Source organism: Streptomyces sp. NPDC048411, from assembly GCF_040704695.1.
Lineage (GTDB): Bacteria > Actinomycetota > Actinomycetes > Streptomycetales > Streptomycetaceae > Streptomyces.
Window position 1 is genome coordinate 1 of sequence record NZ_JBEZKL010000238.1, and the last position, 6,057, is coordinate 6,057.

The following is a 6,057-nucleotide window of genomic DNA, read 5'->3' on the forward strand; positions in this document are numbered from 1 at the left end:
GTCAGGCTCGCCCCGATGCGCCCAGTATCGGGGCGAGCCTCCGCCTTGCGATCGCACGCACCAGACGCCACCAGGCCCGCCCTACGGGCGGACGACGCTCCTTTTGAAACACGCCCTGGTGCCCCTCCCGGATCGGTGGACATGCCGGCCGCGTTCCGGGACTTCCTACGGCTGTTGCCGCCCGGGTCCCCGGACGCCCCCGACGAGCGCGACGACTCCACTCACGAGTGAGATGACCTGCGACAACACCGATACGACAAGATCGATAAGCGGCACCTGCGAGTGATTCCGCGCGGTCTACGCGTGTCCGGGCAACGCGCTCCCTTCCGCGCCCCCCAGGGTGTCCGCATGACTACCGAGCCAGCCGAAGCGACCTCCGCCCTGCCCTCGCGGCGCACCGTGATCGCGGGCGCCGCCGCCCTCGCCACGACCGTCGTGACCTCGGCGAACGCGGCCACGCCCGACTCCCTTGCGGCGCCTGCGGCCCCCGAGGCGGCCCCCGGCTCCGACTGGAACGCCTGCCTGGCCATCGCCCGCGCCATCCTCGTACGCGACGAGCAGGACGAGCCGCTGGTGCCGCACTACCGCGACATCCTGCTCTCCACGGGCCTGCCGCGCAGCCGCAAGCCCCCCAAGAAGGTGCTGATCATCGGTGCGGGTCCGGCCGGACTGACCGCCGCCCACCTGCTCAGCAGCGCCGGGCACACCGTCACCGTGATCGAGGCCAATGGCAACCGGGTCGGCGGCCGGATCAAGACCTTCCGCAAGGGCGGCCACGAGAACGCGAAGGCGCCGTTCGCCGACTCGAAGCAGTACGCCGAAGCCGGGGCGATGCGGATTCCCGACAGCCACCCGCTCGTCACCGGGCTCATGGACAGCTTCGGTCTGAAGCGCCGCCGCTTCTACCTCGTCGATGTCGACGGAACGGGAGAGCCCGTCAACCACACCTGGATCCACGTCAACGGCATCCGGGTCCGCAAGGCGGACTACGCGAAGAAGCCGCAGGCGCTCAACCGCTCCTTCGGGGTCCCCGCGGAGTTCGAGAACAAGACCGCCGCGACCATCGTGCGGGAGGCCTTCGCGCCCGTACGCAAGGAGTTCGAGGGCAAGGAGGGCCGGGAGCTCGTCGAGGGCTGGGCGCGGGTCATCCAGCGGTACGGACACTGGTCGATGTTCCGCTTCCTGACCGAAGCGGCCAAGCTCGACGAGCGCACCATCGACCTCATCGGCACGGTCGAGAACCTCACCTCGCGGCTCCATCTCGCCTTTGTGCACAGCTTCATCGGAGCCTCCCTGATCAGCCCGGACACCGCGTTCTACGAGCTGCCCGGCGGCACGGCGACCCTGGCCGACGCCATGTACGCACGAGTCAAGGGCCTGGTGCGGCTGGACCGCCGGGCCGCCAGGATCAGCTACGAAGCCGACAGCGTCCGGGTCGAGACAGTGTCCGAGGGCCGTCGCGGCAAGGTCGTGCGGGAGACGTTCACCGGCGACCGGGCGATCGTCACCGTGCCGTTCTCCGGGCTGCGCCACATCCCGGTCACGCCCGCGCTCTCGTACGGCAAGCGACGCGCGATCACCGAGGTCCACTACGACGCGGCCACCAAGGTGCTGCTCGAATTCAGCCTCCGCTGGTGGGAGTTCGAGGAGAAGGACTGGAAGGCCGAGCTGAACAGGATCCGGCCCGGTCTGTACGACGCCTACCGGCTCGGCAAGGCGCCGGCCGACGGTTCACTGCTCGGCGCGCACCCCTCCGTACCGCCCGGACATCTTCCGCCCAACCAGCGCGTGCACTATGCGGCGTACCGCGCGACCGCCCGCGACCAGCCCGAGGCGGCGCATGTCATCGGCGGCGGGTCCGTCACCGACAACGCCAACCGCTTCATGTTCCAGCCCTCCCACCCGGTCGACGGAAGCAGGGGAGGTGTCCTCCTCGCCTCGTACAGCTGGGCCGACGACGCCCTGAAGTGGGACTCCCTGGACGACGACGAGCGCTACCCGCACGCCCTGGGCGGCGTGCAGGACGTGTACGGGCAGCGCATCGAGGTCTTCTACACGGGGGTCGGCGCCACCCAGTCGTGGATGCGCGACCCGTACGCGTACGGCGAGGCGTCGGTGCTGCTGCCCGGCCAGCACACCGAACTGTTCACCGATGTGCGCTCGGCCGAGGGGCCACTGCACTTCGCGGGCTGTCACACCTCGGTCAAGCCCGCCTGGATCGAAGGGGCGTTGGAGTCGGCGGTCCGCACGGCGCTGGAAGTGCACACGAGCTGACGTCCGTCACGGACTCAGCGGGCGAGGCCCAACGTGACACCCAGTCCGACGAGCACCGATCCGATGCCCCGGTTGAGGACCTTCTGCCACCGCAGCATCGCGGTGCGCAGGTGGGCGTGCGAGAAGAACAGCGCGACCAGTCCGAACCAGCCGAGATGGGCGAGGGACATGAAGAGCCCGTAGCCGGCCTGCCGCCACAGGCCGGTGTCGGGTCCGACGACCTGGGTGAACGTCGACACGACGAAGAGGGTGGTCTTGGGGTTCAGCACATTGGTGAGGAAGCCGGTGCGCAGGGCCCCGAGACGGCTCAGTCCCGGCTTCGACTCCAGGTCGACGGCGAGGTCGTTGCGGGCGAAGAAGGTCCGCACGCCGATGTAGACGAGATACGCCGCACCGGCCAGCTTGATCGCGGTGAACAGGGCGGTCGAGGACGCGATCAGCAGCCCGACGCCGAGCATGGTGTACGTGACGTGGACCAGGACACCCGCGGCGACACCGGCGGCGGCGAGGAGCCCGGTCGTCCGGCCGTACAGATAGCTGTTGCGCACGACCATCGCGAAGTCGGCGCCCGGGCTGATGACGGCGAGGACGGTGATGATGGCGACGGCGATGATCTCGGTCATGGGCTCAGGTCTCCTCAGTCCGTGTTGACGCTGTACGGGGACGGGGACGCGTCCTCGTCCCCTTCCTCGTCATCGGGGGGCGGCGCCACCAGGTCCCGGGCGAGCAGGGTGGCCCCGGCGACGGCGCCCGGCATCAGGAACACGGCGACGAACGGGACCAGGAAGGCGAGCCCCAGCGGTACACCGAAGCCCAGGATCAGCGTGCGGCGGCCGCGCAGCAGGACGAGCCGGTCGGCCAGGACCATGCCGCGGCGCTGGAGCGCGACGGCGGTGAGTTCCTCGGCGAGGAAGTAGCCGGTGACGCAGAAGCCGATGACGGGGACCACGGTCTGGCCGACGACCGGGACGAACCCGAGGGCGAAGAGCAGGACGGCGTAGAGCGTGACGCGTACCAGGATGCGGATGCTGTCACGGGCGGAGATCCACAGCTCGCGCCAGAGCGGCAGCCCCGACTCGGGGACCTCGCCGCCCTCCGTGCGGTCGACCTCCTCGGAGAGCGACTCGTAGAACGGCTGGCCGACCAGCAGGGTCACGGCGGTAAAGGTGATCACGGCGAGGAAGAGGCCGAGGGCGAAGACCAGCACGGTGAGCGTGGTGCGGAGAAGGCCGAGCCAGGGGCTGGACCAGTCGTCGGCGAACGGAGTCGCCCAGGCGACGAGGTCGTCGGCGCCGTAGCCGAGACCGATGAGCGCTCCCGCGTACACGACGAGTGTGATGAGGCCGGGGATCAGGCCGAAGCCGAACCATCGTCCGTGCCGGGCCACCCAGCTCTGCCCCTTGATCAAATAGCTGAAACCCGCCCCTAGATCACGCATGGCGTCAGCGTACTGGCGGCGGCGGACGCCGGTGACCGGGGAGTCGGGGCCGGGCCCGTGCGGCGGAAGGCCGCACCCTGGCGGGGGTGCGGCCCTCGGTCACGTACGAGCCGTACGGGCGATCAGGCGACCGACAGCTCGACCTTGATGTTGCCGCGCGTTGCGTTCGAGTACGGGCACACCTGGTGGGCCTTCTCGATGAGCGACTGCGCGGTGGCGGTGTCGACGTTCGGGATGGTCGCGGAGATCGCGACCTCCAGGCCGAAGCCGCCCTCGGCGGTCTTGCCGATGGAGACGGCGGCGGTCACGGTGGAGCCGGAGATGTCGGCCTTCTCCTGACGGGCCACGACGCCGAGAGCACCCTGGAAGCAGGCGCTGTAGCCGGCCGCGAAGAGCTGCTCCGGGTTGGTGCCCGCGCCGCTGCCGCCCAGCGCCTTCGGCGGGTTGACGACGACGTCGAGCCGGCCGTCGTCGGAGGAGACGCGGCCGTCACGGCCGTTCTCCGCGGTGGCGACAGCGGTGTACGCGACGGTTATGTCCTGAATGGTCATGCTGAGGGTTCCTCTGCTGTAGCGCCGCGACTCGCGCCCACGATCGCGACGGCCTGTGATGAGACTAACGGGTGCCTGTGAGTAGCTTTCAGGCGAGGGAGACGATCATCTTTCCGGTGTTCTCGCCGCGCATCAGACCGAGGAAAGCGTCGAAGCCGTTCTCGATGCCCTCGACGAAGGTCTCGCTGTACTTCAGCTCGCCCGAGGCCAGCCAGCCGGCGACCTCCTGGACGAACTGCGGCTGGAGCGCGGTGTGATCGCCGACGAGCATGCCCTGCAGACGCAGCCGCTTGCCGATGACCAGGGCGAGATTGCGCGGGCCGGGGACCGGCTCGGTGTCGTTGTACTGGGCGATCATTCCGCAGATGGTGGCGCGGCCGTGCACGTTGAGCGAGGAGAGTGCCGCTTCGAGGTGCTCGCCGCCGACGTTGTCGAAGTAGACGTCGATGCCGTCAGGGGCGGCCTCGCGCAGCTGCTCGGCGACCGGGCCGTTCTTGTAGTTGAACGCCGCGTCGAAGCCGTACTCCTCGACGAGGAGCTTGACCTTGTCGTCGGATCCGGCCGAGCCGATGACCCGCGAGGCGCCCTTGAGCTTGGCCATCTGGCCGACCTGGCTGCCGACCGCACCGGCGGCGCCGGAGACGAAGACGGCGTCGCCCGCCTTGAAGGAGGCGACCTCGAAGAGCCCGGCGTAGGCGGTGAGCCCGGTCATGCCGAGCACGCCGAGGTAGGCGGAGAGCGGGGCCAGGTCCGGGTCGACCTTCACGGCGTGCTCGGCGGGGACGTCGGCGTACTCGCGCCAGCCCAGACCGTGCAGGACGTGGTCGCCGACCGCGATCCCCTCGGCGTCGGAGGCGATGACCTCGCCGACCGCGCCACCCTCCATGGGGTGGTCCAGCTTGAAGGGCGGGACATACGACTTCACGTCATTCATCCTGCCCCGCATGTACGGGTCGACGGAGAAGTACAGGTTGCGGACGAGGATGCGGCCCTCGCCGGGAGCGGTGACCGGGGCCTCACGCAGCGCGAAATCCTCGGCCTTCGGCCAGCCGTGGGGGCGGGCGACAAGGTGCCATTCACGGCTGGACGTGGGAAGTGCTGCAGACATGGGCTCGGGGTCTCCTCAATGTCTTACGGGTGGGGGGAAGCGTTCCCGCGGCGGAGAAAAGCTTCATGACGTGAAACAACCATGCTCCTGAATATTTCATGTTGTCAAGTAACCGGGTATCCTGAGTGTCATGGCCACCACGCGAACAGACCCTCTGACCCTCGAAGTCGTCGAGCTCATCGGCACTGTCGTGGCGCGCTACTACGAGGAGTACGACGAGGCGGCGGCCGCGCACTCACTGACCGGCGCGCAGGCCAGGGTCCTGGGACTGCTCTCCCTGGAGCCGATGCCGATGCGCAGGATCGCCCAGAAGCTGAAGTGCGAGCCGTCGAACGTGACGGGGATCGTCGACCGGCTGGAGACCCGCGGCCTGGTCGAGCGCCGGCCCGACCCGGCCGACCGGCGGGTGAAACTGGCCGCCCCGACGGAGAAGGGCATCGACACCGCGCGACAGCTGCGCGAATCGCTCAGCTTCGCCCGGGAGCCCCTGGCGAAGCTGTCGGACACGGACCGCGCGGTGCTGCGGGATCTGCTGCGACGGATGCTGGGCGTGGACGCGGAGTCCTAGGGCCTGTTCTGAGTTTCCCGCGGGCGCCCCGACGCCCGGCACGCACGCTCGCCGCACGGCGCCGCAGGACAGGTGGCTCCGCCACATGACCTGCGACACCGCACGCCGATCGCACGCA

General features: G+C 69.4%; 6 protein-coding genes. 2 read left to right on the top strand and 4 right to left on the bottom strand.

What is annotated here, in order from left to right; translation table 11 throughout:
- Positions 1-348 precede the first annotated feature (348 nt).
- Positions 349-2,274 carry an FAD-dependent oxidoreductase gene (locus AB0915_RS37895; protein ID WP_366695772.1) on the top strand — a complete coding sequence of 642 codons (1,926 nt, stop codon included), beginning with the start codon at positions 349-351 and terminating at the stop codon, positions 2,272-2,274.
- 14 nt (positions 2,275-2,288) lie between these two features.
- Here AB0915_RS37895 and AB0915_RS37900 read toward each other — a convergent pair whose 3' ends face one another.
- The 4 genes from AB0915_RS37900 to AB0915_RS37915 form a co-directional block, all read right to left on the bottom strand.
- Positions 2,289-2,897 carry a LysE family transporter gene (locus tag AB0915_RS37900; protein WP_366695774.1) on the bottom strand — a complete coding sequence of 203 codons (609 nt, stop codon included), beginning with the start codon at positions 2,895-2,897 and terminating at the stop codon, positions 2,289-2,291.
- 14 nt (positions 2,898-2,911) lie between these two features.
- Positions 2,912-3,712 carry an EI24 domain-containing protein gene (locus AB0915_RS37905; protein WP_366695776.1) on the bottom strand — a complete coding sequence of 267 codons (801 nt, stop codon included), beginning with the start codon at positions 3,710-3,712 and terminating at the stop codon, positions 2,912-2,914.
- A 122-nt stretch (positions 3,713-3,834) separates the two neighbouring features.
- Positions 3,835-4,263, bottom strand: coding sequence for an organic hydroperoxide resistance protein (locus AB0915_RS37910; RefSeq protein WP_366695778.1), 429 nt, complete (start codon positions 4,261-4,263; stop codon positions 3,835-3,837).
- 88 nt (positions 4,264-4,351) lie between these two features.
- Positions 4,352-5,371, bottom strand: coding sequence for an NADP-dependent oxidoreductase (locus AB0915_RS37915; RefSeq protein WP_366695780.1), 1,020 nt, complete (start codon positions 5,369-5,371; stop codon positions 4,352-4,354).
- 130 nt (positions 5,372-5,501) lie between these two features.
- Between AB0915_RS37915 and AB0915_RS37920 the strand changes: the two genes are divergently transcribed.
- On the top strand, positions 5,502-5,939 hold the full coding sequence (locus tag AB0915_RS37920; protein ID WP_366695782.1) for a MarR family transcriptional regulator: 438 nt from the start codon (positions 5,502-5,504) through the stop codon (positions 5,937-5,939).
- Positions 5,940-6,057: the final 118 nt, after the last annotated feature.

Coding starts and splice junctions, on each gene's coding strand:
- AB0915_RS37895 (WP_366695772.1), top strand. CDS start 349: ATGACTACCGAGCCAGCCGAAGCGACCTCCGCCCTGCCCTCGCGGCGC.
- AB0915_RS37900 (WP_366695774.1), bottom strand. CDS start 2,897: ATGACCGAGATCATCGCCGTCGCCATCATCACCGTCCTCGCCGTCATC.
- AB0915_RS37905 (WP_366695776.1), bottom strand. CDS start 3,712: ATGCGTGATCTAGGGGCGGGTTTCAGCTATTTGATCAAGGGGCAGAGC.
- AB0915_RS37910 (WP_366695778.1), bottom strand. CDS start 4,263: ATGACCATTCAGGACATAACCGTCGCGTACACCGCTGTCGCCACCGCG.
- AB0915_RS37915 (WP_366695780.1), bottom strand. CDS start 5,371: ATGTCTGCAGCACTTCCCACGTCCAGCCGTGAATGGCACCTTGTCGCC.
- AB0915_RS37920 (WP_366695782.1), top strand. CDS start 5,502: ATGGCCACCACGCGAACAGACCCTCTGACCCTCGAAGTCGTCGAGCTC.